Annotated in this window: 24 protein-coding genes and 1 pseudogene; 16 read left to right on the top strand and 9 right to left on the bottom strand. The window is 62.1% G+C overall.

Annotated features, from left to right (window positions below; genetic code table 11):
* Window positions 1–338: transposase (locus PG896_RS03305; RefSeq protein ID WP_270805112.1), on the bottom strand; the 338-nt coding region annotated here is incomplete at its 3' end.
* Here PG896_RS03305 and PG896_RS03310 point away from each other — a divergent pair.
* On the top strand, window positions 330–1070 hold the full coding sequence (locus PG896_RS03310) for a hypothetical protein (RefSeq protein ID WP_233759737.1): 741 nt from the start codon (window positions 330–332) through the stop codon (window positions 1068–1070). The genes PG896_RS03305 and PG896_RS03310 overlap by 9 nt on opposite strands.
* A gap of 14 nt (window positions 1071–1084) precedes the next feature.
* Window positions 1085–1759, top strand: coding sequence for a fimbria/pilus periplasmic chaperone (locus PG896_RS03315; RefSeq protein WP_223931213.1), 675 nt, complete (start codon window positions 1085–1087; stop codon window positions 1757–1759).
* A 34-nt stretch (window positions 1760–1793) separates the two neighbouring features.
* On the opposite strand, the gene leuE is transcribed toward PG896_RS03315, so the two are convergent.
* A complete protein-coding gene (leuE, locus tag PG896_RS03320) occupies window positions 1794–2432 on the bottom strand; it encodes a leucine efflux protein LeuE (protein WP_134997034.1) in 639 nt (212 codons plus the stop codon).
* Window positions 2433–2643: 211 nt separating this feature from the next.
* On the opposite strand from leuE, the pseudogene PG896_RS03325 reads away from it, so the two are divergent.
* Window positions 2644–3863, top strand: a pseudogene (locus PG896_RS03325) (MFS transporter).
* Between the two features lie 225 nt (window positions 3864–4088).
* On the opposite strand, the gene PG896_RS03330 reads toward PG896_RS03325, so the two are convergent.
* Both PG896_RS03330 and ftnA read right to left on the bottom strand, forming a co-directional pair.
* Window positions 4089–5273: an NAD(P)/FAD-dependent oxidoreductase gene (locus tag PG896_RS03330; RefSeq protein ID WP_210538203.1), complete on the bottom strand. Its 1185-nt coding sequence runs from the start codon at window positions 5271–5273 to the stop codon at window positions 4089–4091.
* A gap of 162 nt (window positions 5274–5435) precedes the next feature.
* Complete coding sequence (gene ftnA / locus PG896_RS03335; RefSeq protein WP_010672333.1) at window positions 5436–5960, bottom strand: non-heme ferritin; 525 nt, start codon at window positions 5958–5960, stop codon at window positions 5436–5438.
* 209 nt (window positions 5961–6169) lie between these two features.
* Between ftnA and PG896_RS03340 the strand changes: the two genes are divergently transcribed.
* Entirely contained in the window at window positions 6170–7954 is a 1785-nt protein-coding gene (locus tag PG896_RS03340) for a diguanylate cyclase domain-containing protein (protein ID WP_333563588.1), read from the top strand.
* Window positions 7955–7971: 17 nt separating this feature from the next.
* On the opposite strand, the gene fabV is transcribed toward PG896_RS03340, so the two are convergent.
* Window positions 7972–9159 carry an enoyl-ACP reductase FabV gene (gene fabV, locus PG896_RS03345; protein ID WP_270835378.1) on the bottom strand — a complete coding sequence of 396 codons (1188 nt, stop codon included), beginning with the start codon at window positions 9157–9159 and terminating at the stop codon, window positions 7972–7974.
* Between the two features lie 452 nt (window positions 9160–9611).
* Here fabV and PG896_RS03350 point away from each other — a divergent pair, with 452 nt between their 5' ends.
* Entirely contained in the window at window positions 9612–10046 is a 435-nt protein-coding gene (locus PG896_RS03350) for a universal stress protein (protein ID WP_010672329.1), read from the top strand.
* Between the two features lie 191 nt (window positions 10047–10237).
* The gene (gene trpS, locus PG896_RS03355; RefSeq protein WP_104455000.1) at window positions 10238–11251 is read left to right on the top strand and encodes a tryptophan--tRNA ligase; all 1014 of its coding nucleotides are present in this window, start codon (window positions 10238–10240) and stop codon (window positions 11249–11251) included.
* Here the strand turns inward: trpS and PG896_RS03360 are convergent.
* Complete coding sequence (locus PG896_RS03360) at window positions 11230–12204, bottom strand: LysR family transcriptional regulator (RefSeq protein WP_041212089.1); 975 nt, start codon at window positions 12202–12204, stop codon at window positions 11230–11232. The genes trpS and PG896_RS03360 overlap by 22 nt on opposite strands.
* A gap of 91 nt (window positions 12205–12295) precedes the next feature.
* On the opposite strand from PG896_RS03360, the gene PG896_RS03365 reads away from it, so the two are divergent.
* Both PG896_RS03365 and PG896_RS03370 read left to right on the top strand, forming a co-directional pair.
* Entirely contained in the window at window positions 12296–13195 is a 900-nt protein-coding gene (locus tag PG896_RS03365) for a DMT family transporter (protein WP_270835379.1), read from the top strand.
* Window positions 13180–13341: a hypothetical protein gene (locus tag PG896_RS03370; RefSeq protein ID WP_010672325.1), complete on the top strand. Its 162-nt coding sequence runs from the start codon at window positions 13180–13182 to the stop codon at window positions 13339–13341. Before PG896_RS03365 ends, PG896_RS03370 begins: the two co-directional genes overlap by 16 nt.
* Window positions 13342–13446: 105 nt before the next feature.
* Here the strand turns inward: PG896_RS03370 and PG896_RS03375 are convergent, their stop codons facing one another.
* Window positions 13447–13917 (bottom strand): DUF6314 family protein, encoded by a 471-nt coding sequence (locus PG896_RS03375; RefSeq protein ID WP_102949270.1) that lies wholly within the window; start codon window positions 13915–13917, stop codon window positions 13447–13449.
* 42 nt (window positions 13918–13959) lie between these two features.
* On the opposite strand from PG896_RS03375, the gene PG896_RS03380 reads away from it, so the two are divergent.
* On the top strand, window positions 13960–14814 hold the full coding sequence (locus PG896_RS03380) for a DMT family transporter (protein ID WP_041212087.1): 855 nt from the start codon (window positions 13960–13962) through the stop codon (window positions 14812–14814).
* A gap of 63 nt (window positions 14815–14877) precedes the next feature.
* Here PG896_RS03380 and PG896_RS03385 read toward each other — a convergent pair whose 3' ends face one another.
* Window positions 14878–15741, bottom strand: coding sequence for a GGDEF domain-containing protein (locus PG896_RS03385; RefSeq protein WP_039040669.1), 864 nt, complete (start codon window positions 15739–15741; stop codon window positions 14878–14880).
* Window positions 15742–15910: 169 nt separating this feature from the next.
* Entirely contained in the window at window positions 15911–16624 is a 714-nt protein-coding gene (locus PG896_RS03390) for a 3-deoxy-D-manno-octulosonic acid kinase (RefSeq protein ID WP_010672321.1), read from the bottom strand.
* A 138-nt stretch (window positions 16625–16762) separates the two neighbouring features.
* Between PG896_RS03390 and PG896_RS03395 the strand changes: the two genes are divergently transcribed.
* The 7 genes from PG896_RS03395 (at window position 16763) to PG896_RS03425 (ending at window position 24142) form a co-directional block, all read left to right on the top strand.
* Window positions 16763–17863 (top strand): glycosyltransferase family 9 protein, encoded by a 1101-nt coding sequence (locus PG896_RS03395; RefSeq protein WP_069784779.1) that lies wholly within the window; start codon window positions 16763–16765, stop codon window positions 17861–17863.
* Between the two features lie 256 nt (window positions 17864–18119).
* A complete protein-coding gene (gene gmk / locus PG896_RS03400) occupies window positions 18120–18746 on the top strand; it encodes a guanylate kinase (RefSeq protein WP_039040668.1) in 627 nt (208 codons plus the stop codon).
* A 79-nt stretch (window positions 18747–18825) separates the two neighbouring features.
* Complete coding sequence (gene rpoZ / locus PG896_RS03405) at window positions 18826–19101, top strand: DNA-directed RNA polymerase subunit omega (RefSeq protein WP_005307060.1); 276 nt, start codon at window positions 18826–18828, stop codon at window positions 19099–19101.
* Window positions 19102–19236: 135 nt separating this feature from the next.
* A complete protein-coding gene (gene spoT / locus PG896_RS03410; protein ID WP_039040667.1) occupies window positions 19237–21354 on the top strand; it encodes a bifunctional GTP diphosphokinase/guanosine-3',5'-bis pyrophosphate 3'-pyrophosphohydrolase in 2118 nt (705 codons plus the stop codon).
* Between the two features lie 107 nt (window positions 21355–21461).
* Window positions 21462–22205: a tRNA (guanosine(18)-2'-O)-methyltransferase TrmH gene (gene trmH / locus PG896_RS03415; RefSeq protein WP_161957730.1), complete on the top strand. Its 744-nt coding sequence runs from the start codon at window positions 21462–21464 to the stop codon at window positions 22203–22205.
* Window positions 22195–23235: an alpha/beta fold hydrolase gene (locus tag PG896_RS03420; protein WP_270835380.1), complete on the top strand. Its 1041-nt coding sequence runs from the start codon at window positions 22195–22197 to the stop codon at window positions 23233–23235. The genes trmH and PG896_RS03420 overlap by 11 nt, the downstream gene beginning before the upstream one ends.
* Before the next feature lie 103 nt (window positions 23236–23338).
* Entirely contained in the window at window positions 23339–24142 is an 804-nt protein-coding gene (locus tag PG896_RS03425; protein ID WP_201985636.1) for a Cof-type HAD-IIB family hydrolase, read from the top strand.
* Window positions 24143–24175 lie beyond the last annotated feature (33 nt).

Consider the following 24175-nt stretch of genomic DNA (forward strand, 5'->3'; position numbering starts at 1 on the left):
TCCAGCAGGTGGCGGAAATTCATGATGGTGGTGCGGTCCGGCAAGGCGCTATCCAGGGATAACCGGGCAAACAGACGGATGGAGGCGATTTCGTACAGAGCATCTTCCATCGCGCCATCGCTCAGGTTGTACCAATGCTGCATGCAGTGAATGCGTAGCATGGTTTCCAGCGGATAAGGTCGCCGGCCATTACCAGCCTTGGGATAAAACGGCTCGATGACTTCCACCATGTTTTGCCATGGCAGAATCTGCTCCATGCGGGACAAGAAAATCTCTTTTCTGGTCTGACGGCGCTTACTGCTGAATTCACTGTCGGCGAAGGTGAGCTGATGACTCATGATGAACCCTTTTTCATGGCTCCAGATGACAAACATGATCTCATATCAGGGACTTGTTCGCACCTTCCCTTGTCCAGCAATTTCTTCAAACAAGTTGTAAGGCTGGGACTGCAAGATCAACTGACTCGCAGTCTGATCAACTTCAATATGAAGAATGGATATGCTCCCGAGAGTGGATACTATGAATTCAGCGGCACAACCGAAATTCATATAAAGCCACGGGACTTCAGCGTATCCATCTTGTCTTCGGAGGGCGTCAGCAATCCTTACAGGGAGGGGCAGGTCGGAAAAGACATTCTGAGCTTCTCATACAATATCTCTGATAGCGGCCCCATCAGTGCCGATATGCTGGAAATTTCTATTTCACAGGACAGGGGGTCGCCTTATCGGGGATATTGCACTTTCTATCCGGCAGGCACCTTCGCACCTGAACAGGCCGTCCCCATCCCTACCAGGCTGGTATTCGATTCGGTGGCTCATGGAGCGGGTTCACGGCACGCCATTCGCTGCGATCGCACACCGGTGGATATTCGCACCCTCGGAATACAGGACAATCAACCACCACAGGAGTGGAATGATCCCGTCAACGGCCAGGGCATCACCCGGTTTTACAAGCTGGCGCTGGAATTCGACCTGACCGATCCCATGGTGCAGCGCACCATGGGCGACGAGATGTGGGAAGGCGAGGTGGAACAAAGCGGCACCATCACCATCAAGGGGACCTGGCGCTGACCATGGAGTACAACATGCATCGTCTACTTTGGCCCTTGCTGGGCGGCTTGCTGGCCTCACAGGCCGCCGCCCTCGACATCGGCGCCATGACTCTTGCCATGGCGCCAGAGCAGGAGTTCATTACCAGAACCCTGACCAACAACAGTGCTTCACCCAAGCTGTACGACATACAGATGGAAAAAATCAGCGATCCCACGGCCAGAGGCAGAACACTGCCCACCGTCCCCGGTGAGCTGCTGTTTGCCCCCAGGCGCTTCACCCTGCACGCCAGACATGCCCAGAATGTCAAGTTCTACTACAAGGGGCCCGCCGATGACCATGAGCGTTACTACCGCATCACCTTCACCGAGTCACCGGCAGCCCAGGTGGATGAAGGCAGCCAGACGCAGCACCGGGGAACCGTCGAGGTGAAGCTGGCCCTGCAGTCCATCCTGGTGGTGCGTCCGCGTCAGTCACGTTTTGCATACCAGCTGGACCCGGCACAGAGCACCATCACCAATACCGGCAACACCTATTTCGAGTTCATGGTGAAACGGGGCTGCCAGCAGGCGGACAGCGAGGCGGACAGCAAGTACCTGCTGCCCGGGGAGACCTACCACAATCCCGGGATCAATCAGCCGGGCAACCAGAAGCTCATCGTCTACCAGTCCCGCTTCATCCCGGTGGGCAAGGATTGCTGGCCAGACTAGGTGCCCGACACCGGACGGTCAGCAATCCCCGGGGTCAGGAGGAGAGCGTCGCCAGCCTGGCCGCAAACCCCATGAAGAAGAGGCCGATAAGGCCGTTGCCGAGACGGGCCACCGTCTGGCGCTGACGGAAAAAGCGGGCCATCAGGGTACCGCCGAAGATCAGCAGGGTCAGGTAGACGAAGCTCATCGCTTCCAGCATGCCAGCCAGCACCAGGTAGGATATCCAGGTGTGGGCATAGCTGAAGTCGATGAACTGCACGAAGAAAGAGACGTAGAACAGAATCGCCTTGGGATTGGTGAGGCTCAGGGTGAGGGCCTTGGTAAAATAGCGCTCACCGGGATCCATCTCGGACGCCGGTCCCGCCTTTTTGGCGATGAAGTTCGCGTGCAGGATCTTCACCCCCAGATAAAGCAGGTAGATCGCGCCCAGATAGCGCACCAGGGTAAACAGCAATGGGGTGGTGCGAATGAGGGACGCGATCCCCAGATAGGCGCAGAAAATGAGGATGGCATCGCCGACGAAGACGCCGAGGGCGGCGCGATAACCCGGGCCTATGCCGCGCACGGCACCGGTTCGCAGCACGTAGAGGGAGTTCGGGCCCGGGGCGATGATGATGAAGAAGAGACCGACCAGATAGGTCCAGACGTTGATGACACCCAGGCTTTCGAACATGTTCCCTCCATGGCGGGTGATGGGCCGGATAACGGCGGCAGGCCTTCTATACTAATCCGCCCCGCGCCAAGCACAAGATCTGACCAGCCATCCACACGCCGTCAGCATGAACGGCCTGCGCGCCACGCGAACGCAATCCGGGCGTTCGCCCACTTTGGTTATGTCCAGATGCGCCGGGATAGGGCATGGTAGAGGGAGTGATACCCCAGCCATGGACAAGACCTTGAGTACCGACACCCCGATCACCGCCCCGCCCGCGGTGGACAACCCGACTACCACCGCTTATCCGGTGATCGCCGCCATCAGCTTCTCGCACCTGTTGAACGACATGATGCAGTCGGTACTGCTGGCCATCTATCCCCTCCTGAAGCTGGGGCTCGATCTGTCGTTCACCCAGATAGGTCTCATCACCCTCACCTACCAGTTCACGGCCTCGCTGCTGCAACCCCTGATCGGCCTCTATACCGACCGCAGACCCATGCCCTACTCCCTGCCTCTGGGCATGGGCTTCACGCTGGTGGGGCTGCTCTACCTGTCGCAGGCAGGCAGCTTTGGCGCCGTGCTGTTGTCGGCATGCTGATCGGCGTGGGTTCCTCCGTCTTCCACCCGGAATCCTCCCGGGTCGCCCGCATGGCGGCCGGCAACCAGCCCGGTCTGGCCCAATCTCTGTTCCAGATCGGCGGCAATCTGGGATCGGCCATCGGCCCCCTGCTCGCGGCGCTCATCATCGTGCCGAAGGGACAGGGCAGTGCGGCCTGGTTCTCGTTGTTCGCACTCATCGGGGTCATCGTGCTCAGCTTCGTCGGCCGCTGGTCCAGCCACCATGCTGCCAGCTTCCATCGGCGGATGAGGGCCCATGCCGGCACCGGCCTGAGCCGCCGCCAGATTGGCTGGTCACTGGCCATCCTCGGTCTGCTGATGTTCTCCAAGTTCTTCTACATGGCCAGCCTGAGCAGCTATTACACCTTCTACCTGATGGACAAGTTCCACCTGTCGCTGGAGAGCGCCCAGCTCTATCTGTTCGCCTTCCTGTTTGCCGTCGCGGCGGGGACCGTGCTCGGCGGGCCACTCGGCGATCGCATCGGTCGCAAGCGGGTGATCTGGATCTCCATCCTCGGCGTCGCTCCCTTCACCCTGCTGCTGCCCCACGTCGACCTGTTCTGGACCTCGGTGCTGTCGATCGTCATCGGCCTCATCCTGGCGTCGGCGTTCTCCGCCATCCTGGTCTACGCCCAGGATCTGGTACCCGGCAAGGTCGGCACCATTTCCGGCCTCTTCTTCGGCTTCGCCTTCGGCATGGGAGGGATAGGGGCCGCCCTGCTGGGCAAATTGGCCGATGCCACCAGCATCGAAACCGTCTATCAGGTCTGCGCCTATCTGCCCCTTATCGGTCTGCTGACCGCCTTCCTGCCCAATATCAGGAGAGGCTAGAGGCCAAGCGGCAGCCAGCGACCGACCATAAAAAACGCGGCCTGAGCAGGCCGCGTCTGGTTCCATCACTCGGGCCGCCTGACACGGCCCGATCCGCTCGGACTCATCCGCTGAGCCTCTTTGTCAGCAGTACGGCCTCTCCCCCAGCCCGACGACCGGGCCCACTGGAAGTTGTCACCCGAGAGGCCGCTGACGGGACCATTCACAGCAAGGATGCGGCATCCCTCAGCAGTACTGGCCTGCCACCCAGCCCGACGACCAGGCCCACTGGAAGTTGTAACCACCGAGCCAGCCGGTCACATCGACCACTTCGCCGATGAAGTAGAGGCCGGGCACGGTGCGCGCCTCCATGGTCTTGGAGGAGAGCGCGTTGGTATCCACTCCCCCTAAGGTCACTTCGGCGGTGCGATACCCTTCGGTGCCGTTGGGCAGGATCTGCCAATCCCCCAGCAGGGTGGCCACCGCCTCCAGCTCCCGTTCGTTGTACTGGCGCATCGGCTTGCTCACCAGCCATCCCAGCTCCACCAGCTTGTCGACGAAGCGCTTGGGCAGCTCGCGCCCCAGCACGGTTTTCAGCTCCTGGGCAGGATGGGCCTGGGCCCAGGTCTTGAGGGTCTCTGGAATGTCGAGATCCGGCAGCAGGTTGATGTGGATCTTCTCCCCCGCCAGCCAAAAAGAGGAGATCTGCAGGATGGCGGGGCCGGAGAGGCCGCGATGGGTGAACAGCATGGCCTCCTTGAAGCGGGTGCCATCCTCGGCGGTCACCGCCACCGGCAGGCTGACCCCCGCCAGATCGACGAAGGCCTCCTTGTCGGCCTGATGCAGGGTAAAGGGCACCAGCCCGGCGCGAGTCGGCAGCACGGTGAGGCCGAACTGCTCCGCCAGCTTGAAGCCATAAGGGGTAGCACCGAGTTTCGGCATGGAGAGGCCGCCGGTGGCGACCACCAGCGACGAGCAGGCGATCTCCCCCTTGCTGGTGTCGAGCACGAAGCCTTCATCTGTCTTGCTGACGGTGAGGATCTCGGTCTGGAACTGCAGGGTCACGCCAGCCCAGTCGCACTCGGTCAGCAGGATGTCGACGATATCCTTGGCGCTGTCGTCGCAGAAGAGCTGGCCCAGCGTCTTCTCGTGGTAGTTCAGGCCATGCCTGTCCACCAGATCGATGAAATCCTGCTGGGTATAGCGCGCCAGCGCCGATTTGCAGAAGTGGGGGTTGGCCGAAAGGAAGGCATGGGGGCCCGCCTGATGATTGGTGAAGTTGCAGCGACCGCCGCCGCTGATGAGGATCTTGCGGCCCGGCTTCTTGGCGTTGTCGAGCACCAGCACGGAGCGACCCCGGTAGCCAGCCTGGGCCGCACACATCAATCCGGCCGCCCCGGCACCGATCACCACCACATCCACCTGTTTCATCGTCACTTACCCATCAAAAGAAAAACGGCCCCTTTACCTTAAAGGACCGTCATTGTACCCGGCAGACACCAGCACAGCGGTACAAGGACACCTGCAAATAGAAAACGGCCCCTTTACAAGGGGCCGTCATTGTACTGACTGAACACTAAGTGTCCACGACTATCAGGCGTTGCCGTCCATGATGCTGGCCGGGGCGCCCTTGGCCAGCTCGGCCAGCTCCTTGTCGATGAAATAGAGGCCCTTGCCATCCTCGCCCACCAGGCTCAGACGGTCGACGATGCTCTTGAACAGCTTCTCCTCTTCGTGCTGCTCGGCCACGTACCACTGCAGGAAGTTGAAGGTGGAATAATCCTGGGTGGTGAAGGCGACGTGGGCAAGACCGTTGATGCACTTGGTGATGTGATACTCGTGCTCCAGGGTGGTGCGGAAGATGTCACCCAGGGACTTGAATTCATGGGGAGGCGCTTCGATGGCCCCCAGCACCGGCATGGCGCCGGTCTCGCTCACGTAGGTGAACAGGCGCTCCATGTGCTGGCGCTCCTCGACCGCATGCTGACGCAGGAAGGTGGCGGCCCCCTCGAACCCCTTGTCCTCGCACCAGGCGCTCATCTGCAGGTAGAGGTTGGAGGAATAGAATTCAAGATTAATCTGCTCGTTCAACTTCTCGATCATGGCTTTGGCCAACATGATGATTCTCCACTGTGATTTGCCCACGATTGTCGCCACTGTTGCATCCTGACGCAACCAGAGACAACCGACGCACCCCGCAGTTGCGACGACTTTTCACCTCATCCTCTCCCCCATACGGTTATAGAGAAGCAAAGAAACATGGTGTAGGTGACATCAGCCATTATGATGGCGCCATTGGTCGGGGAAAGGATTCAATGAGATTCATAATGGCACTGGCGCTGCTCTGGATGACCCAGTTGCAGGCAGCTCCCTCCTTGCTGAAAGAGGCTGAATTGCAGGCGGCGCGCGATCCCGTCGGCTATCTGCAGCGCCTCGACGCCAGTCCCCAGCAGGATATGGAACTGTTCTACGCCAGGTCCCTGGCCCAGGCAGCCCTTGGCCGCTATCCACAGGCACAGCGCGACAATGCCCGCGCCCGCGGTCTGGCCAATGCCCAGCAGGAGACCCTTCGCCTGCTCGACTTCCGGTTGCAGCAGATTGCCCTGACCCTGGATGCCGATACGCCGGATCAGGCGCTCGATCTGCTAACCCAGCTCTGGCCAGCAGTCCGGCATCACCCCAGGCAGGTCTCGGAGTGGCATGCCCTCAACGGGCTCGCCCTCTACCGTACCCAGCAGATGAAAGAGGCGATCCTCGAGCTCAAGACCGCCTATCACCTCAAGCAGAAAGAGCCGGGTTCCATCCTCTCCACCTTGCAGTGCGGCCGTCTGCTGATGACCCTCGGCAACCTCTATGCGGACCTCAATCTCTACCGTGAGGCCGAGACCTATTATCAGGATGCCCTCGGCCAGATGGTGCAGCTCAACGAACCCAACAGCCAGGCCATCATCCGGGCCAACATGGCCAGGCTCTACATCGACATGGGCCAGCCTGCCAGAGCCAGCCAGTTGCTCGATACCCTGCTGGCCACGCCGAGCCTGTCACCCCACTATCGTGCCATCGTCCTCGGCTACCAGGCCATGGTGTTCAACGCACGGGCGGACTGGCACTCAGCCTGGCGCAGCCTGGAGGAGGCACAAGCCATCTATGACAGGCTGGATAGCCCGCAGGCGGCCTCCCGTCTGACCGAGATCAGGGCAAGAACCCTGCTGGGTCGTGGCGAGAAGCAGCTGGCCCTGCAACTGCTGATGGAGCACACCGCCCCTCTCTCCATGGATGGTCGGGCGATGCAGGCCAGGTTGCTGGCCGATCTGGGCCGCTACCCCGAGGCCTATGGGGCCATGACCCGCTACATGCAGTACTACAAGCAGCACTTCAACCAGACCCTGAGCCAGCACGCGGCCGCCTTCCAGGTCGAGATGGATCTGGCTCGCAGCGAGGCCAGCAATCGCGCGTTGCAGCAGGAGAACGAGAACAAGCGCCAGCAACTGCTCTACCAGCAGAGTGCCCGCTACTACCAATTGCTGCTGCTGGTGCTGCTGGCCGTCGCCTTGATCCTGCTCGGGCTCACCACCCGCAGGCTCCACCGCAGCTCGCGCCACCTCTACAAGCTCGCCACCTTCGATCAGCTGACCGGGCTGCCAAACCGGCGCGCCCTGCTGGAGAGACTGGGTCAACAGTGGCTGCACGAAACGCCCCTGACCCTGCTCATCATCGACATCGATCACTTCAAGCAGATCAACGACAAGCATGGTCACCAGGCGGGGGATCAGGCTATCCGGCAGTTGGCCAGGGAGCTCAAGAGCTGGGCACCGGACCAGCAGTTGATCGGGCGCTGGGGCGGGGAAGAATTTCTGGTGGCCATGACCCAGGACGGGGCCACCTGCTGGCGGCTGGCGGAGCAGCTGAGAAGCCGGATCGCCTACCTGGCCGCCCCCCACATGACCATCAGCATCGGAGTGGCGGAACGCTCGACGCAGGATGACAGCCTGAGCCAGCTCATTCATCGGGCCGACATGGCCATGTACCAGGCGAAACGCCAGGGGCGCAACCAGACCGTGCTGGCCCAGTCTCCCCACCTTTCACCTGAACTGGCCTGCAACGTCGCCTGATGCCCCTCGTGCGGGTGTCAGGGCGTCAGCTCAGTGAGTGACGCCACGTTCACCGGCGCACCGTAATCCACCCCCGGCAGCTCGAAGCCGTTGAGCTGCATGAACTCCTGGCGCAACCCGGCAAAATCCCCCAGGGTGCGGAAGTTCTCCGGCGTCACCTTGGGCCAGAGCGCCGAGACGGCGGCCTGCACCGCTGGCTCAAGCTCGTGGTCATCCATCCGGATCAGCCGGTTGCCATCGGCGACGACTCCTCTGGGCCCGTACATCTTGTCGGCAAACAGCCGCTGCATCTGCTCGATGCAGCCCTCGTGGACACCACGCTCCTTCATCACCCCCATCAACAGGCCCAGATAGACAGGCAGCACCGGAATAAACACGCTCGCCTTGGTCACCAGCGCCTTGCAGACCGACACCCAGGCATGACCGCCGATCCCGGCAAGTTGCAGGTTGATGGTCTCGGCGGTGGCGTGCAGGTGCTCCTTGGCATAGCCGATGGTGCCGTCCCGATAGAGGGGATAGGTGGACTCGGGGCCGATATAGGAGTAGGCAACGGTCCGGGCGCCGGGGGCCAGGCAATCCGCCTGCTGCAATGCCTGCATCCAGCGCTGCCAATCCTCGCCCCCCATCACGGTGACGGTGTCGCGGATCTCCTCCGGGGTGGCTGGCACCAGCGACTGCTGCACCAGCGCATCGTGCTCCAGATCCAGCCCCCAGCCTTGCAGCGGCTGGCCTGTGGTCTTGAGCACCGAGCGTACCTGTGTGCCATCCGGCATCACCCTGACTCCGCTCGCCAGCGAATAGACCACCAGATCCACCTGCCCGAGCTGCTGGCGGATGACGTCGATGGCCTGCTGGCGCAGGGTGTCGGAGAAGGCATCCCCGATCAGGTTGACGGCGATGCGACCGGCATGCTCCGCCGCCTGACGAAACCAGATGTTGTTGTACCAGCCAGCACTGCCGAGCCCCTTGTCGGAGGGACCCCGCTCGAACGAGACGCCCAGGGTATCGGCCCCGGCGCCGAAGGTGAGCGCGATCCGGGACGCCAGCCCGAAACCGGACGATGCCCCCAGCACCAGCACCCGTTTCGGCCCGTTGAACGGCCCCGCCGCCCGCACCTGCTCGATCTGTTGCAGCACGGCGGCGCGACAACCCATGGGGTGGCAATTGCGGGCAACACAACCCTGGATCTGGGGATGAATGATCATGAAGGACTCTCCGGTGCATCGGTGGGACATGAGAAACGGCCATGACAGCGTCACCCGGTTGCAGGTGAGGAGCCCTGGTCGTTTTGCCAAGGGAACTGGCTACAGCATAACCAAGGGGGGCGGGATTACCTTGATGTCGGACGGGATATGGACTGGAAGAGGGCAGAAAAACAAAAGGGAGCGCGAGGCTCCCCAAAGCGGTATTCAGATGCTTTTTGTTGTTTTGTGTTCATTGCGAAGCACGGGCACATCCTATTCCCCCACCTTCCCGGGGGCAATAGCACGCCTGTGACCGGCGTCAAACTCCTGTTCAAAATATGCACTCCCCGGCCACCTGCACCTCTACGCCTTCCGGTTCGGGGTCAGGCAAATCCTGAAACTGTGGCGACGATGCCGTTTTAGTTTCAACAGACATTGGTATAGTGGACCCAGGATCAGTGAGGAGAACTCCCATGAATGGAACCTATTACAAACACGTACTGGCCGCGATCGACCTGTCGGAAGACAACCGCAAGGTGATCGAGAAGGCGGTCGACCGGGCCCGCTCCAACGGCGCCAAGCTGTCGGTGATCCATGTGGATGTGGACCTCAAGGATCTCTACACCGAGATGATCGACATCGACATCGACAACGTGCAGGACCAGGTGATCGCCGAAGCGAAGGAGAAGCTGGAAGCCTTCCTCGCCTCGGTGGACTACCCCATCGAGAAGAAATTGGTGATCTGCGGCGATCTGAGCGAGCGGGTCAACCAGGCGGTCAAGGACTACCAGATCGACCTGCTGGTGTGCGGCCATCGCCAGAGCTTCTGGAGCCTGCTCACCTCGAGCGCACGCCAGCTGATGAATACCGTGCCCTGCGACATGCTGGTCGTGCCCTTGCAGAAGTGATCGAACAGGCGTAGTGTGATTTGCCATGAATATGACCTCATTCAATCACAACTACTGGTGGTACTGCTTCTAAACAGGCGGCACTGCTTTTCTATGTAAAATTTCCCAAAGAAAACACCGTGACCGCCGAGAGGCGGTCATTGTTTTCATCCCTTTGTCGCCTCCCGGCTCACCCAACTGGAGAGAGTGACATGCACAACCCCGTGATCCTGACCGGCGACCGCCCTACCGGCAAACTGCACATCGGCCACTACGTCGGCTCCCTGCGCCAGCGCGTGGCCGCCCAGCACCATTACCGCCAGTTCGTCATGATCGCCGATCTGCAGGCGCTGACCGACAACGGCCACAACCCGGCCAAGGTGACCGATCACGTGCTGGAGGTGATGGCCGACTACCTGGCCGCCGGCCTCGACCCGGCCAAGACCACCTTCTGCCTGCAGAGCGCCCTGCCCGCCCTCGCCGAACTCACGACCTACTACCTCAACCTGGTCAGCGTCGCCCGGCTGGAGCGCAACCCCACGGTGAAGGCCGAGATCCAGCAAAAAGGGTTCGAGCGCAGCCTGCCCGCCGGCTTCCTCGTCTATCCGGTCAGCCAGGCCGCCGACATCACCGCCTTTCGTGCCACTCACGTGCCGGTGGGCGAGGATCAGCTGCCCATGCTGGAGCAGACCAACGAGATAGTGCGCCGCTTCAACACCCTGGTTGGCAAAGAGGTGCTGACCGAGTGCCAGCCCATCCTGAGCGACACCGGCCGCCTGCCCGGCATCGACGGCAAGGCCAAGATGTCCAAGTCCCTCGGCAACACCATCGAACTCGGCATGTCGAGCGACGAGATCAAGCAGGCGGTGTTCGCCATGTATACCGACCCCAATCACCTCAAGGTGAGCGATCCGGGTCAGGTGGAGGGCAATACGGTGTTCGCCTATCTGGATGCCTTCCACCCCGACAAGGCCCTGGTGGCCGAGATGAAGGCCCACTACCAGCGCGGTGGTCTGGGGGACATGCGCTGCAAGCAGGTACTCAACGACTGCCTGCAGACCCTGCTTGCTCCGATGCGGGAGCGGCGCGAGGCGGCCATCGCCGACAAGCGCCAGCTGCTGCGCCTGTTGCAGCAGGGTACCGAGCAGGCCCGGGCCCTCACCGACGAGGTGCTGGCCGAGGTGAAGGGGGCGATGGGGCTGGACTACTTCTCCGGATTGGCGTGATCTGCCCCCTGCGGTGCGGGATGGCCGAGCGCATCCGCGCCATAGCGCTCCCTCGCCAGCCGGTGCAACAACCCCTTGAACCAGCCGATCGCCTCGTCATGGGCACTGAGCGGGTGGCCCGCCATCAGGTAGACGATGGGGATGGCGGGTTCCAGCTGGTGCAAGCGCAACGGATAGTGGCGACAGAAGTGGCGCCCGATCATCTCGGGCACCACCACCAGGTAGCGTCCGGTCGCCATCAGCGGCGGTACCGCCATAAAGCTCGGCAGCCTGACCCCCAGCTCCCGCTCCACCCCGAAACGGGCCAGCCAGAGATCCACCATGGCCTGGCTGTGGCCCCAGCTGGAGGTGTGGATATGGGGGCGGCTGACCAGTTCTCCCGGCCCCAGCATGTCGGGCAGGGCGCTGCCGAGGGGCGACAAACAGACCAGCGGATTGCTGAACCACTCCTCGCGCCACAACCGGGGCGAGAGGTGGTTGGCACCGGCAAACCCGATCACCAAATCCAGTTCCCCCTTCTCCAGCTCCCGCTCGTAGTCGCTGTCCGCCAGCTCGCACACTTCCAGTCGGCAGTGGGGAGCCTGCTGCACCATCCACTCCACCAGCACCGGCACCAGACCGTGCTCCACCGAGCCCGGGGTGGCGATGCGAAAGATCCGCCGGGCACTTGCCGGGTCGAATCCCTTGGCCTGACGCAGCCCCTGCTCCAGCATGGCCAGCGCCTGGCGCACCGGGCTCGCCAGCGCCTTGGCCCGTTCGGTCGGCATCATCTCGCGCCGGCTCATCACGAACAGCGGGTCATCCAGCGCCTGGCGCAAGCGCCCCAGCGCATGGCTGACGGTGGACTGGGAGAGGTGCAGCCGTTCGGCGGCGCGGGTGACGTTGCGCTCCTGCATCAGCATGTCGAACACGGTGAGCAGGTTGAGGTCGAGGCGGGAGAGGGGCAGTTCCATCGATATTGGCCATAGTTGAATGACGACAATTCATTTTTGGCATAGTAGCAGATTGCATAGAATGCGCAGGCGAATTACATCGGAGATTCAAATGCGTAGCTATCTGTTGTTGCTGGCGATCGGCCTGTTGTGGGGCTCCCAGTTCATTTTCATGCACCAGGCCGTGGCTGAACTGCCCCCCATCATGGTGGCCGCCGGACGCGCCCTGTGCGGCAGCCTGACCCTGGGTCTGCTCTGCCTGTTCATGCGCCTCAAGAGTGAACACACGCCCTGGCGAACCTATATGCTGATCGCCCTGCTCGACGCCACCATCCCCTTCATCATGGTGGCCTGGGGACAACAGTACGTGGACAGCGCCATCGCGGCCGTGGTCATGGGTTGTATCCCCTTTGTGACCATTCTGGCGGCTCCCTTGTTTATTTCTGGTGAAAGAATCACCAAGGGCGGCCTCGTCTCCGTGATCATCGGTTTCATCGGCGTGCTGGTACTGTTCTGGCCCAAGCTGACCAGCGGCATGAATGCCGGCCTGCTCGGTGCCATGGCCATCCTGTTCGGTGCCAGCTGCTTCGCCATCGGCCTGCTGATGATCAAGCGCTTCGCCAAGGACCATCCTGTGGTCGTGGCCCGCAACATCCTGATTTCCTCAGCCATCCAACTGCTGCTGGCCGCACCCTTCGTGGCCGACCTGAGCAGCCTCGCCCTGCCGAGCCAGCAGGCCATGGGCGCCGTCGCCATGCTGGGGATCTTCTGTACCGGCCTGGTCTACTTCCTCTACATGGCGCTGATCCAGAAGGCGGGCCCGACCTTCGCCTCCTTCAGCAACTACCTGGTGCCGCTGTTCGGCGTCATGCTGGGAGCCCTGTTCCTCGGCGAGCAGATCCAGTCCACCACGGGCGTGGCGCTGGCCCTGATCCTGGGTTCGGTCGCCCTCAACCAGTGGGCACAGCAGCGCCGCCAACAGCGGGAGGCTGCCCTATGTCAGGCATCCTGACCACCCTCTGCGGCGGTCTGGTACTGATAGCCGGCTGGCAGTATCGCCACCGGCTGGCCGGGGTGCTGGGTCTGCTGATGGTGCTGCTGCCCTGGTTCTTCGACAGCAAGCTGCAAGCCATGCTGAACTATGCACTGAATGCCTGAAGACCCTCTCTGCGTGTGTGACGAGAGTGTATCTCTCCTGTTTTTGGGACCGTTTTAACAAAACCTCCGATTTGTCCCCTCTACCGGCGCCCTGCGCCGGTTTTTTTATCTCTGCGCCTCTGGTCCGTAGCGATAACTCAACCGCTCGTTCTTGCGCGGCCCCGTTATCTGCCAGGCGAGCAGGAAGCCCCCGCCGGTTTCGGTCAGCTCGGCGCTGTAGTGATCCTGCCCGCACAGGTGAGGCTCGGCCGTGACCCAGTGCCCGTCCCCCCGGGGCAACAGCTCGAACAACATCACCGGCTGCTCGTAGCGCAGGTGGGAGAGCATGATCCCCCGTGCGGTGCGCTGCCACCAGAAGCGGTTGTGCATGGTCAGCTCCCGGCCATGGGGCGTGGTGTAGCGACCCGTCTCGGCATACAGCCACCCCCCATGATGATCGGTCACCACCACGGCCCCCTCCCCGCGACCGCACCAGTCGGTGGCGGATCCGGCCCCGTTGCTCGCCTCGAAGGCAAATGCTCCGATCTGTGACAACCCTTCCCATAAACGCTGGATCGCGCCTTCCAACTCGGCCATCATAGCGCCCTCCAAATTGACAACTGACGACAATTCAATCACATGAACTACTTGATAGGGGTTACCCTGCTCTGGTCCTTCTCCTTCAGCCTGATCGGGGTCTACCTTGCCGGTCAGGTGGATGCCTACTTCTCGGTACTGACCCGCATCGTGCTCGCCAGCCTGGTGTTTCTACCCTTCCTGCGCCGTCGCTGGCTGCGCCCCGATCTGGTGGCCAAGCTGATGGCCCTCGGTGCCATCCAGCTCGGCATCATGTATCTCTTCTACTACCACTCCTTCCTGCTCTTGACGGTACCGGAAGTGCTGGTGTTCACCATCTTCACCCCCATCTATGTCACCCTGATCCACGACCTGCTGGAAGGGCGCTTCAAGCCTGTCTATCTGTGGGGGGCCCTGCTGGCTGTGCTGGGGGCGGCCGTCATCCGTTTCGACGGCCTGACCGAAAGCTACGTACTGGGATTCCTGGTGGTGCAGGGCGCCAACGTCTGCTTCGCCCTGGGCCAGGTAGGCTACAAGGTGCTGCTGGCCCGGGAGGCTGAGCAGCCGCCCCAGCTGGCGGTGTTCGGCTGCTTCTATCTGGGCGCCCTGGTGATCGCCCTGCCCGCCTGGTGGCTGCTGGGCAAACCTCAATATCCCGCCAGCCCCCTGCAATGGGGCATCCTCTTCTGGCTGGGGGTCGGGGCATCCGGGCTCGGCTACTTCCTGTGGAACAAGGGGGCGACCCTGGTCAGCAGCGGCGTGCTGGCCATCATGAACAACGCCTTGATCCCCGCGGGTCTGCTGGTCAATCTGGTGCTCTGGGGAAAGGATACCGACCTGCTCAGGCTCGGTCTGGGCGCCCTGCTGATGCTGGCTTCCCTCTGGGTCTGCCAGCGTCAGCAGGTCAGTGAGCGCTGACTGAAAATCATTGACGCTGATGGGTCCATCGGCGTCAATGGGTTCGCGGACAGTGACTGGCCGTCAGCCGACCACGGCGTTGTGTTCCCGCTTCGCCTGACCGTGGCAGGAGGCCAACCGGGCCAGCAGGTGATCGAGCTGCTCGGCACTCTGGCTCTGCACCAGGCCGATGCTCACGGTCACCGGACGCTGGGGCAGCAGGCTGGCGTCGGCGATCTCGAGACGCAGCCGCTCGGCAATCTCCAGGCCGCTCAACCGATCGGTCTGGGAGAGCATCAGGATGAAGCCGTCTTCGTCCCAACGGGCGAAGGGATCTTCCCGGCGCAGCTCGCGGCGCACGATGCGGGCCAGCTTGGCCAGCATGGCGTCGCAGGCCGCCTCCCCGAACAACTGCAGGATCTTGCTGCGGTGATCCACGCTGAACTGCAGCAGACAGAAACTGCCGCTTTCGCTGGCCAGCCGTTCATCCAGCAACAGCTCGAAGTGGCTGCGGCTCTCGAGGCCGGTGAGGGGATCCGTGTCATGGCGATCCTCCAGGGGCGCCATGGCGGCATCCAGATGGCGAACCACCCCCAGCAGTTGACCCCCTTCGTCGCGACGGACCCGCTCCTCCAGCCGGATGTAATGGCCCTGATGGTGCAGGATGCGGTACTCGAGTCGAAGCCCGTTGCTGCGCCCTTGCTGGCAGGCCTCCAGGGCCTCTGCCAGACGGGGAGCATCATCCGGATGTACCCGATCCAGCCAGCCGAGATCTCCCAGCTCGCCCCCCTCCAGACCCAGCAGTTGCAGACAGGAAGGGTCCCGCCTCAGACCCTGCCCGGCCGACCAGGTCCAGATCCCGGCCTCCAACATCGCCATGGCCTGTGCCATCAGCGTCACCTCAAGGGGAGTGGTGACCTCAACCCCGGGAGTCTCATACCTTTCCATCACGCGCCTCGAAACCGGATCTGAATATCTGTCCAAGCAATCACACTCAATAAGTAACATTGGTGCTGGCGCCGAGCAACCGCGCCAGCATCGCTGGCCTCGCACCTCTCGCCTCTGGTGGTCCGCCATCAGGGCTTGCCAGCCTCCAGCTACGAAGTGGAACCCGACGTCACGCCACCTTGCCCTGATAGCCTGCCATCAGGGCCTGCCAGTTCTCCGGCACAAAGTGGAAGCTGGTGTGCAGTTGCGACTCCTTGTTGAAGGAGCGCAGCAACCGCTCCAGGTTGGCCTGCTGCCAGTTGCCGGGGGAGCGGATGGCTCCTTTGTCGAAGTCGATCACCCACACCTTGCCCTCCTTGTCGAGCAGCAGGTTGTGGCTGTTGAGATCCGCATGATAGACCCCTGCATCGTGCAACTGGCGCACCGTTTTGCCTATCTTGTGCCACACCTCACCGGCGATCGGCCCCTGCTTGAGCAGGGCCACCAGATCCTTGGCGCCGCGAATACGCTCGATCAGGATGTCGGCCCGATAGAAGGGCCCCTGCTTGACCATGCGGGCCGCAAAGGGGCGCGGCACCGGCAGCCCCTGTTCACTCAGGGTCGCCAGCAGACGATATTCAGCCATGGCTCGACTGCTCTCCACCCCCTCAAACCAGAACCGGTCACGCACCAGCTTGCCCACCATGCCGCCACGGTAGTAGTGACGCAGCACCAAGTGGCGGGATTCATCCTTCACGAACCAGGTCACCCCGCGACCGATGGAAGAACCCACCACCTGGCGATGGGTCTGCCACCAGACAGGATCGAACAAGGCAGGGGAGGGATCGCGGAAGACTCCGTCGGCATACCAGCAGACCTGGTTGTGGGTGGTGTGTGTCAGCATGATGAGAATTCCGGTCGATAGTGGGTGCAGGGCATCCATTCAGAAAGCCGTGCCGGTCGGGCAACCGGCGCAATTTTACAATCCACAGGGGAGTTTGCATAATGCCATCCATCCATTTTGCCATCGTTGCGCCACATCATGCCGCTGTTCCAAACGCCGCCCTCCTCCATCTGCATCCTGCGGCTCTCCGCCATCGGAGATTGCTGCCACGCGCTGGCGCTGGTGCGCGTCATCCAGCGGGAGTGGCCCCAGACCCGCATCACCTGGATCACCGGCAAGATTGAGGCGACCCTGTTCGCCGATCTGCCGGGGGTCGAGGTCATTCCCTTCGACAAGAGCAAGGGGTGGCGCGGCTATCGCGATCTCTGGCAGACCCTCAAGGGGCGCAGGTTCGATGCCCTGCTTCACCTGCAGGCCGCCATGCGCGCCAGCATCGCCACCCTCGGCATCAAGGCCAAGGTCAAACTCGGGTTTGATCGGGAGCGCGCCAGCGACGGTCAGTGGCTGTTCACCAACCATCGGGTCCCCTCACCCGCCTCCCCCCACGTCCTGGACGGCTTTCTCGCCTTCGCCAAAGAGCTCGGGATAAAGGATCTGACCCCGGACTGGCAACTGCCCATCAGCGCCAAGCACCAGGCCTGGGCGAAGGAGAAAATTGGCGGCAAGCCGACCCTGCTCATCTGCGCCGCTGCCAGCAAGGCATTCAAGAATTGGACTGCCGCCGGCTACGCCGCGCTGGCGGATCACGCCGCAGACAAGGGCTTTCAGGTCTATCTGTGCGGCGGACCGGCCAGGCTGGAGCGGGATCTCGCCGCCGAGATCCAGCGCCTCAGCCAGAGCAAGCCGGAAGATTTGGTGGGGCAGACCAGCCTCAAGCAATTGCTGGCGCTGATTGGCGAGGCGAGCCTGGTGCTGGCCCCGGATACCGGCCCGGCCCACATGGCCACCTTGGTGGGGACACCCGTGATCGGCCTCTACGCCCACCACAACCCCGCCCGTACCGGCCCCTATCTGTGCCGGGATTATCTGGTCAGCGTCTATCAGGAACTGATTGAGCAGGAGACCGGCAAGCCGCTGGCCGAGCTCGGCTGGCGCACCCGCCTCAAGGATCCGGACGCCATGGCCAAGATAAGCCGCGAGCGGGTCATCGCCGCCTTCGACCGCCTCTGTACCGACAAGCATCTTCTACCGACCCAGGGCAACTCGGAAATTCCGAGCCCTGGCGCAGGGATAATCTGATGGCCCGGCCCCGGCTCCGTGGGCAGAATGGCCCTCTATGCGGGTAACGCCCGCACAGCAAGCTACGGATATTTTGATCGGCTGGAATATGATTCCGGCCGTTTTTTTATCCGCCCCCATCTGCTAACATTCGCCGCCTTTACATCCTCCTGACTCTGATTCCTCCGCGCATTGCGAGCAACCGTCTCCCTTATCGGGCACAAGACGGCGGCCTCTGCTACAACCAAAGCGCGGATCATCGCTTAAAGGTACAGACATGGCGCAACAAGGCACTCTCTATATCATCTCTTCCCCGAGCGGGGCCGGTAAGTCCAGCCTGCTCAATGCCTTGCTGACCCAGCACAACGCCGCCGGCAAGATGCAGCTGTCGGTTTCCCACACCACCCGCGCCACCCGTCCCGGTGAAGAGCACGGGGTGCACTACCACTTCGTCAAGGTGGAAGAGTTCAAGGCGCTGATCGAGCGCGGTGACTTTCTGGAGTGGGCAGAAGTCTTCGGCAACTACTACGGCACTTCCCGCGCCGCCATCGAGGCCTGTCTGGCGCAGGGCATCGACGTCTTCCTCGACATCGACTGGCAGGGCGCCCGCCAGATCCGCGAACAGATGCCGACCAAGTCCATCTTCATCCTGCCTCCCAGCCGCGAGGAGCTGGAGCGCCGCCTGATCGGCCGCGGCCAGGACAGCGCCGAGGTGATCAAGGGCCGGATGGAGAAAGCCATTGCCGAAATGGTGCACTATGACGAGTATGACTATGTCATCATCAATGAAGACTTTGAGCTGGCACTGTTCCAACTCAGGGCCGTCATAGAGTGCCAGCGCCTGGAAATGCGTCAGCAACAGCAGGCCCAGCAAAACTTGCTGAAACAGCTACTGGCAGAGTAAGCCAAAAACAAGTAAACTTTTGCGTCATTTTTAAACACCGCTTTTTCAATCACAGAAAGCCCAAACACTGGAGTCCCGCATGGCCCGCGTTACTGTAGAAGATGCTGTAAAACAGGTAGGTAACCGTTTTGACCTGGTGCTGGTCGCCGCGCGCCGCGCTCGTCAAATCGCGGTACAAGGCAAGGATCCCCTGGTCGACGAAGAGAACGACAAGCCGACCGTGATCGCCCTGCGCGAGATCGAACTGGGTCTGGTCAACAACCAGGTGATGGATACTCAGGACCGCTACGAGCAGCAAGAGCAGGAAGCCGCCGAGCTGGCTGCCGTTGCTGCCATCGCAGAAGGTCGCGGCTAAGTCAGTCGCCTCCCATAGTCGGCGCCCGCCCGGGTGCCGGCTGTTCTCCCCATTTACAACCGCTCGAAAACCTCGCAAACTCGAGGGCATACCCTCAATTTCACGGATTGCCGTTTAACCGCTGCGGGGACTGTCTTGTATTTATTTGAAAATCTTAAAGAAATAGCCAGTTCCTACCTGCCACCCGAGCAGGTTGAGAAGCTCAGGCAAGCCTATGTGGTAGCCCGTGATGCTCACCAGGGACAGATGCGTTCCAGTGGTGAACCCTACATCACTCATCCCGTTGCCGTGGCCCGCATCCTGGGCGACATGCGCCTCGATCACGAGACCCTGATGGCTGCCGTGCTGCACGACGTCATCGAAGATACCCCTGTCACCAAGGACGATCTTGCCGAGCAGTTTGGCAACGCCGTCGCCGAGCTGGTCTCCGGTGTCTCCAAGCTCGACAAGCTGAAGTTCCGCGATCGCAAGGAAGCCCAGGTCGAGAACTTCCGCAAGATGATGATGGCCATGACCCAGGACATCCGTGTCATCCTGATCAAGCTGGCCGACCGCACCCACAACATGCGCACCTTGGGATCTTTGCGGCCGGACAAGCGCCGCCGCATCGCACGGGAAACCCTCGAGATTTTCGCCCCCATCGCCAACCGCCTCGGTATTCACACCATGAAGAACGAGCTGGAAGAGCTCGGCTTCGAGGCGCTCTACCCCATGCGCTCCCGGGTACTGCGGGAATCGGTACGCCGCGCCCGTGGCAACCGGCGTGAGATCATCGACTCCATCCAGAGCGAGATTGAGGGGCGTCTGCGGGAAGCCGGCATCGATGCCCAGGTGAGCGGACGCGAGAAGAACCTGTTCTCCATCTACAACAAGATGGAGAAGAAAGAACTGCAATTCCACGAAGTGATGGATATCTATGCTTTCAGAGTGAGAGTGAAAGACATAGACACCTGCTACCGGGTGCTTGGGCAGATGCACAGCCTCTACAAGCCGCGCCCCGGTCGCTTCAAGGATTACATCGCCATCCCCAAGACCAACGGCTACCAGTCCCTGCACACCTCCCTGGTGGGGCCCCACGGGGTACCGGTGGAGGTGCAGATCCGCACCGAGTTCATGGACCAGATGGCTGACAAGGGCGTCGCCGCCCACTGGGCCTACAAGCAGGATGGGGACAGCTCGGGTACCACGGCCCAGATCCGCGCCCAGCGCTGGATGCAGAGCCTGCTGGAGCTGCAACAGAGCGCCGGCAGCTCCTTCGAGTTCATCGAGGGGGTCAAGACCGACCTCTTCCCCGACGAGATCTACGTCTTCACACCGGAGGGCCGCATCATGGAGCTGCCCGCCGGCGCCACCCCGGTGGACTTCGCCTACACGGTGCACACCGACATCGGTCATGCCTGCGTCGGTTCGCGGGTCGACCGCCACCCCTATCCGCTGAGCAGCCCGCTGCACTCCGGTCAGACGGTGGAGATCATCACGGCCCCCGGCGCCCGCCCGAACGCGGCCTGGCTCAACTTCGTGGTGACCACCAAGGCGCGCTCCAAGATCCGTCAGTTCCTGAAGAACCTGCGCACCGAAGAGTCTGTGGTGCTGGGTCGTCGCCTACTCAACCATGCGCTGGGCGCCAAGAACATCGAAGACATCCCGGAAGCCCGCGTCAAGCAGGTGCTGGCCGACACCAAACACGAGAACCTGCAGGGGCTGCTGGCCGACGTGGGCCTTGGCAACGCCATGAGCGTCATGGTGGCCCGCCGCATGCTGGGGGATGAGCTGCCGCCGGAAGAGCAGCCCAAATCCACCAGCAAGAAGATGCCGATCAAGGGGGCCGACGGCATGCTGGTCACCTTCGCCAACTGCTGCCGCCCCATCCCGGGGGACGCCATCATCGCCCACATCAGCCCGGGCAAGGGACTGGTGATCCACCAGGAGTCCTGCCGCAACATCAAGGGCTACAGCCGCGAACCGGACAAATACCTGCCGGTGCAGTGGGAGGTGGACAAGGAGCAAGAGCAGGAATTCCGCACCGGCATCAGCATCGAGATCGTCAACCACCAGGGCGCCCTGGCGGAGCTGGCCAACGTGATTGCCGCCACCGGCGCCAACATCCACGCCATCAGCACCGAGGAGAAAGATGGCCGGGTCTATGTGGTCACCCTGCTCATCACCACCAAGAGCCGGATCCACCTCGCCAACATCATGCGCAAGATCCGGGTCATGCCCAACGTGCTCAGGGTGAGCCGACAGAAAAACTGAACACAGGCGGCGCAAGCCGCCTGCTGCTTTTCAAGAGATACCCAGGGCCCCATGCCGCAGGCCACCAGCCTTGTTGCATACACCGGCCTCACGACATAGAAACCGACATGACTCCTGAACGCTTCAAACGCATTTCCGACATGCTGGCCCAGCGCCAGCTCGACCTGACCGTCTGCATGGAAGAGGTTCATAAACCTCACAACCTGGCCGCCATCGTGCGCACTGCCGATGCCATCGGCATCCACCGGGTGCATGCGGTCTGGCCCAAGAGCTGGATCCACAAGCGCAAGGGCACCGCCCGCGGCAGCCAGAACTGGGTGGACGTGAAGCTGCACCCGGACATCGGCAGTGCCGTGACCGAACTCAAGGCTTCCGGCATGCAGATCCTGGCGACCCACCTCTCCGACAGCTCCGTGGACTTTCGCGCCATCGACTACACCAGACCCACCGCCATCCTGGTGGGCCAGGAGAAGCACGGCATCGGCGAAGAGGCGCTGGCCCTGGCCGATCACCATATCGTCATCCCCATGGTAGGCATGGTGCAGTCCCTCAACGTCTCGGTGGCCGCCGCCGCCATCCTTTACGAGGCCCAGCGCCAGCGCGAACTGGCCGGCTGTTATCAGCGCGGCTGTCCACTCAGCCTGGAAGAGCAGAACACCATCTTGTTCGAGGGGGGCTATCCCGTCTATGCCCAGCTCTGCAAGGAGAAAGAGATGCCCTACCCCCAGCTCGGTCCGGCCGGCGAGATCCTGGCGGACGAACGCTGGTGGCAGCAGATGCAGCTGACCCGCAAAGGATGGGCCGCCCAACAATCGGATGATCCTTCGGAAGAGTACACTGATGAAGCTTAACCACCTGCCCCTGCTGGCCCTGACCCTGTTTTCTGCCGGAGCCCTTGCCGTGAGCAATCCTTACCAGCTGACCACTGAAGCCGACGTCCCCGCCCTCTATCAGCAGACCCTGCCCGACTTCTGGCGCCAGCATGCCGCCCCGGGGGAGTTCAAGGGCAAGGACGGGGTCACCCTCCGCTATGCCGCCCTGCGCCAGCCCAAGATCGATCGCGCCATCCTCATCGTCAACGGCCGGGTCGAGAGCTACCTCAAGTATCAGGAGCTGGCCTGGGATCTCTGGCGCCAGGGTTACAGCCTCTACCTCATCGATCATCGCGGCCAGGGAATGTCAGACCGCATGCTGGCCGACAAAGAGAAGGGGTATGTCGACCAGTTCGACGACTATGTCGCCGATCTCAAACAGTTTCATGACGAAGTGATCGCCCAGGACCAACCCGCCAAGCTGTTCCTGCTGGCCCACTCCATGGGGGGGGCCATCTCGGCCCGCTATCTGGAACGCTGGCCGAACGACATCCAGGCGGCGGTGCTCTCCTCCCCCATGATGGGCATCAACCTCGGCGGCCTGCCCAAGTGGCTGGCCAAGGGGTTGGCGGCCACCATCGGCACGGTCGGCGGCTGGGTGGGCGAGCCCCCCTACGGCCCGGGTCAGGGACCCTATGAGGATCACGGCTTTGCCGACAACGAGCTGACCCACAGCACGGTGCGTTATCAGGCCTTCCGCCAGATCTACGAGCAGCATCCCCAGGTCAGGCTGGGGGGCGCCACCGCCCACTGGATCCATCAGGCCATCACAGGATCGGACGCGGCCGTAGCCGACGCCGGCGCCATCAAGACGCCGCTGCTGCTGCTGCAGGCCGGCGAGGACAGCGTGGTGGACAACGCCGCCCAGGAGGCCTTCTGCGCCAAGGCCCAATGTGAAGGGAGCAAGCCGCTGCGCATCGAAGGGGCCTGGCACGAGCTCTTCATCGAGGCGGATCCCCAGCGCCAGGCCGCGCTCAATGCAACCCTGGCCTTCTTCGCACGCTACTGACGCGACCAGAAGGGGCTGGTTATTTTTTGGATCCCTAAATAAATGGGGTGACGGCAGACGCTGGGGTACACTCCCCCGGCGTTCAATTGAAGTCGAGGTAATGATGTTCAAGGTAGTTGTGTCCGATCTCGATGGTACCCTGCTCAACGGGCAGCACCAGATCTCCTCCCGCACCCGGGATACCCTGCACCGTCTGGTCGATCAGGGCGTCAAGTTCGTGGTCGCCACCGGCCGTCACCATGTGGATGTACGCAGCATCCGCGATGCACTGGGGCTGGATATCTACCTCATTACCTCCAACGGCGCCGTGGTACACGACAAGCAGGATCAGCTGGTCTACAACCAGGCGCTGCCGAGCACGGTGGCGGCCGAGCTGATCGCCATGGAGCGCGACCCATCCATCCACATCAACGTCTACTACGGCGACGAGTGGCTGGTGGAAGAGGAGCTGCCCTGGTTGCTGAAGTTCCATCACGACTCCGGCTTCAGCTACCGCCTGGCTGATCTCGCCAGCCACCCGAAGGACAGGGTCAACAAGGTGTTCTACATCGGCGACCACGACAAGCTGCTGAAGATAGAGGCGCACCTCAACCAGCAATATGGTGATCGACTCAACGTCACCTTCTCCCTGCCTGACTGCCTCGAGGTGATGCATGCCGGTGTGCACAAGGGTAATGCCGTGCGCGCCGTGCTGGAGCAGCACGGCCTGGAGATGTCACAGGCCGTGGCCTTCGGCGATGGCATGAACGACTTCGAGATGCTGAGCATGGTGGGCCGTGGTGTGGTCATGGGCAACGCCCACGATCGCCTCAAGCAGGCCCTGCCAGAGCACGAACAGACCCTCACTTCCGATGAAGATGGCGTTGCTGTCTATCTGGAGAAACTGTTCGCCTCCCAGACCCGCTGATTAGGCATCCCCATCGCGGATCGAAAAAGGGTG

This window comes from Aeromonas sp. QDB30 (assembly GCF_027707645.1).
In the GTDB taxonomy this organism is placed as follows: domain Bacteria; phylum Pseudomonadota; class Gammaproteobacteria; order Enterobacterales; family Aeromonadaceae; genus Aeromonas; species Aeromonas caviae.

Coding starts and splice junctions, on each gene's coding strand:
- PG896_RS03310 (WP_233759737.1), top strand. CDS start 330: ATGACTCATGATGAACCCTTTTTCATGGCTCCAGATGACAAACATGAT.
- PG896_RS03315 (WP_223931213.1), top strand. CDS start 1,085: ATGCATCGTCTACTTTGGCCCTTGCTGGGCGGCTTGCTGGCCTCACAG.
- leuE (WP_134997034.1), bottom strand. CDS start 2,432: ATGTTCGAAAGCCTGGGTGTCATCAACGTCTGGACCTATCTGGTCGGT.
- PG896_RS03330 (WP_210538203.1), bottom strand. CDS start 5,273: ATGAAACAGGTGGATGTGGTGGTGATCGGTGCCGGGGCGGCCGGATTG.
- ftnA (WP_010672333.1), bottom strand. CDS start 5,960: ATGTTGGCCAAAGCCATGATCGAGAAGTTGAACGAGCAGATTAATCTT.
- PG896_RS03340 (WP_333563588.1), top strand. CDS start 6,170: ATGGCACTGGCGCTGCTCTGGATGACCCAGTTGCAGGCAGCTCCCTCC.
- fabV (WP_270835378.1), bottom strand. CDS start 9,159: ATGATCATTCATCCCCAGATCCAGGGTTGTGTTGCCCGCAATTGCCAC.
- PG896_RS03350 (WP_010672329.1), top strand. CDS start 9,612: ATGAATGGAACCTATTACAAACACGTACTGGCCGCGATCGACCTGTCG.
- trpS (WP_104455000.1), top strand. CDS start 10,238: ATGCACAACCCCGTGATCCTGACCGGCGACCGCCCTACCGGCAAACTG.
- PG896_RS03360 (WP_041212089.1), bottom strand. CDS start 12,204: ATGGAACTGCCCCTCTCCCGCCTCGACCTCAACCTGCTCACCGTGTTC.
- PG896_RS03365 (WP_270835379.1), top strand. CDS start 12,296: ATGCGTAGCTATCTGTTGTTGCTGGCGATCGGCCTGTTGTGGGGCTCC.
- PG896_RS03370 (WP_010672325.1), top strand. CDS start 13,180: ATGTCAGGCATCCTGACCACCCTCTGCGGCGGTCTGGTACTGATAGCC.
- PG896_RS03375 (WP_102949270.1), bottom strand. CDS start 13,917: ATGGCCGAGTTGGAAGGCGCGATCCAGCGTTTATGGGAAGGGTTGTCA.
- PG896_RS03380 (WP_041212087.1), top strand. CDS start 13,960: ATGAACTACTTGATAGGGGTTACCCTGCTCTGGTCCTTCTCCTTCAGC.
- PG896_RS03385 (WP_039040669.1), bottom strand. CDS start 15,741: ATGGAAAGGTATGAGACTCCCGGGGTTGAGGTCACCACTCCCCTTGAG.
- PG896_RS03390 (WP_010672321.1), bottom strand. CDS start 16,624: ATGCTGACACACACCACCCACAACCAGGTCTGCTGGTATGCCGACGGA.
- PG896_RS03395 (WP_069784779.1), top strand. CDS start 16,763: ATGCCGCTGTTCCAAACGCCGCCCTCCTCCATCTGCATCCTGCGGCTC.
- gmk (WP_039040668.1), top strand. CDS start 18,120: ATGGCGCAACAAGGCACTCTCTATATCATCTCTTCCCCGAGCGGGGCC.
- rpoZ (WP_005307060.1), top strand. CDS start 18,826: ATGGCCCGCGTTACTGTAGAAGATGCTGTAAAACAGGTAGGTAACCGT.
- trmH (WP_161957730.1), top strand. CDS start 21,462: ATGACTCCTGAACGCTTCAAACGCATTTCCGACATGCTGGCCCAGCGC.
- PG896_RS03420 (WP_270835380.1), top strand. CDS start 22,195: ATGAAGCTTAACCACCTGCCCCTGCTGGCCCTGACCCTGTTTTCTGCC.
- PG896_RS03425 (WP_201985636.1), top strand. CDS start 23,339: ATGTTCAAGGTAGTTGTGTCCGATCTCGATGGTACCCTGCTCAACGGG.